Source organism: Longivirga aurantiaca (assembly GCF_042660085.1).
Classification (GTDB): Bacteria; Actinomycetota; Actinomycetes; order S36-B12; family CAIYMF01; genus Longivirga; species Longivirga aurantiaca.
In genome coordinates, this window is record NZ_JBHSTI010000023.1 from 1 (window position 1) to 2,794 (window position 2,794).

General features: G+C 74.1%; 2 protein-coding genes. Both read left to right on the forward strand.

Annotation, left to right across the window (positions count from 1 at the left end; all coding sequences use genetic code 11):
• Positions 1-933 (forward strand): DUF6049 family protein (locus ACFQGU_RS16065; protein WP_386768648.1); only part of this gene is annotated, 933 nt, incomplete at its 5' end.
• Positions 930-2,702 carry a murein biosynthesis integral membrane protein MurJ gene (gene murJ, locus ACFQGU_RS16070; protein ID WP_386768650.1) on the forward strand — a complete coding sequence of 591 codons (1,773 nt, stop codon included), beginning with the start codon at positions 930-932 and terminating at the stop codon, positions 2,700-2,702. The genes ACFQGU_RS16065 and murJ, both read left to right, overlap by 4 nt.
• Positions 2,703-2,794: the final 92 nt, after the last annotated feature.

A 2,794-nucleotide genomic window follows, 5' to 3' on the forward strand; every position in this document is an offset into this window, starting at 1 on the left:
GCGGTCGACCCCGCGCTGGTCGACTCCGTCGTACGTCGGCAGACCGCCATCGCCACGATCGCGATGACCACGCTCGAGCTGCCCACCACCGCCCGCTCGCTGGTGGTCGCGCCCGACCTCTGGTGGCAGGTCGACTCCACGAGCACGCGTGACCTCGTCGCGACGCTCGAGAGCCCGTGGTCGACGCCGCAGCCGCTGGCCGAGCTCCTCGCCTCGCCGGCGAGCGAGGTGCCGCGGGCCCGCGTCGACTACCCGCCGTCCGCGCAGGCGGCCGAGCTGAGCCCGTCGTACCTCGCCGCCGTGCAGGCGGCGCGCGCCGACCTCGCCGCACTGCGGTCCGTGGCGCCCGACGACGGCTCCTCGGCCACCGCCGGCCTCGAGACGGCGCTCACCCGCGCCGAGTCCGGGGCGTGGCGCCGCGACCGCGTCAGCGCCCGCGAGCTGCTCGGCACCGTGACCACCACGATCGACGAGGAATCCGGCGCCGTGCAGGTGCTCTCGCGCGCGCCGGTCTCGCTGCCCGGCGAGTCCGGCGTCATCCCCGTGACCGTGGCCAACGACCTCGACCGTCCGGCCCGGGTCGGCCTGCGGCTCACCGGCACGCCACGGGTGCGCTTCGAGGCCGACGACGTCGAGCCGGTCACGATCGCCCCCGGGCAGAAGCAGACCTTCGAGGTGCTCGCGACCGTGCTCGGCACCGGGCCGGTCAGCGTGGAGATCATGCTGCTCACGCCCGAGGGCGAGCCGTTCGGCGACCCCGCCACCACCGAGGTGCGCTCGGCGGCCTACGCCCGCGCGGCGCAGGGCGTGGTGGTGGGGCTGTTCGGCATCCTCGTGCTGCTGCTCGGCGCCAACTTCGTGCGCCGGCTGCGCACGACCCGCGCGGCGAAGGGCACCGCGGGCGACGCCGACGACGCGGGGGGTACGGCGTGAGCGACGACCGCCCCCGTCCCGCCGACGAGCCTGCCGACAAGCCGTACGACGAGAGGGCGCGCGAGCTGGCGGCCGAGGCCGTCGCCGCCGACCCGATCGAGCTGTCCGGCGCCACCCAGGCCGGTGCGGGCGCGAGCGTGATGCGCTCGAGCCTGCTCATGGGCACGGGCACGGTGCTGTCCCGCCTCGGCGGCGTCCTGCGCGGGATCGCCCTGGCCGCGGCGCTCGGCGCCGGCGTGGTCGCCGACGCGTTCACCCTCGGCAACACGCTGCCGAACGTCGTCTACATCCTCATCATCGGCGGCGCGCTCAACGCGGTCTTCATCCCGCAGCTCGTCCGCCACATGAAGGACGACGCCGACGGCGGCGACGGCTACGCCGACCGCCTCATCACGGTCGTCGGCGTCGTGCTCCTCGCGGTGGCGGTCGTGGCGGTGCTTATCGCCCCGTGGCTGGTCGGGCTGTACGCGACGTCGCGGTACACCCAGGACCAGTTCGACCTCGCCGTCGCCTTCGCCCGCCTCTGCCTGCCGCAGATCTTCTTCTACGGCGTCTACACGATGCTGTCGCAGGTCCTCAACAGCCGCGGCCGGTTCGGCGCCCCGATGTTCGCGCCGCTGGTCAACAACGCGATCGCGATCGCGACGTTCGTGCTCTTCATGGTCGTCGCGGGGCCGGCCGCGGGTGCCGACGGCTCGCTCGAGCCCTCCCAGGTGACGCTGCTCGGCGTCGGCACCACGCTCGGGGTGGCGATGCAGGCGCTGGTCCTCGTGCCGATCCTGCTGCGCAGCGGCTACCGCTACCGCGCGCGGTTCGACTGGAAGGGCGTCGGCCTGCGCACCGCGGGCGGGCTCGCCGCCTGGACCATCGGCCTCGTGCTGGTCAACCAGCTCGCGTACGCCGTGATCGTGCGCCTCGCGACGAGCGTCAACGCGGTGTCGCAGGGCGCCGGCGACACCCCCGCGGGCCTGACGGCGTACACCAACGCCCACCTCATGTTCATCCTGCCGCACTCGGTGATCACGGTGTCGCTCGTCGCGGCCCTGCTGCCCCGCATGAGCCGCGCAGCGCACGACGGGCGGCGCTCGGACCTCGCGGCCGACGTCAGCAGCGGCATGCGCTCCGCGGCGTCGCTCATCGTCCCGGCGTCGATCGGGCTGCTCGTGCTCGGCACCCAGGCCGGCGTCCTGCTGTTCAACTACGGCCAGACCTCGACGCAGTCGGCGCAGGTCACGGGCGCGCTGGCCGCGGTCTTCGCGCTCGGCCTGCTGCCCTTCACGCTCTACTACGTGATCCAGCGGGCGTTCTACGCGCTCGAGCGCACGCGGACCGCCTTCTGGCTCACGGTGGTGCTCAACGGGCTCAACCTCGCGATCGCCGTCCCGCTCTTCGTCACCCTGCAGGCCCAGCGGCCGAGCCCGGGCAACCTGGGGCTCCTCGCGATCGGCTACGTGGCGGCGTACTGGCTCACGCTGGTCGTGGCCTGGGTGGTGCTCTCCCGGGCAACCGGCGGCCTGCGCACACGGGAGACCCTCGCGGCCATCGCCCGGATGGGGCTCGCCGGCCTCGCGATGCTCCTCGTCATGGGCGCCACGCTCGTGCTGATCGCCGGCCGGGTGCCCGGGAGCCCCAAGATCGCCGCGATCCTGATCATCGCCCTCGTCGGGTCCCTCGGAGCGCTCACCTACCTCGGTGCCGCCCGCCTGCTGCGCATCACGGAGGTCACCGACGTGCTCGCCGTCCTCCGCCGGCGGCTCCCGGGCCGCTGAAGCGCCTGCCGCAGGGCGCGGGATGCGCCGCACGGGTGAACTACCCCGCCCACCTGTAACGGCGAGGCTCAAGCCCGGCTCTCGAAAGGCCG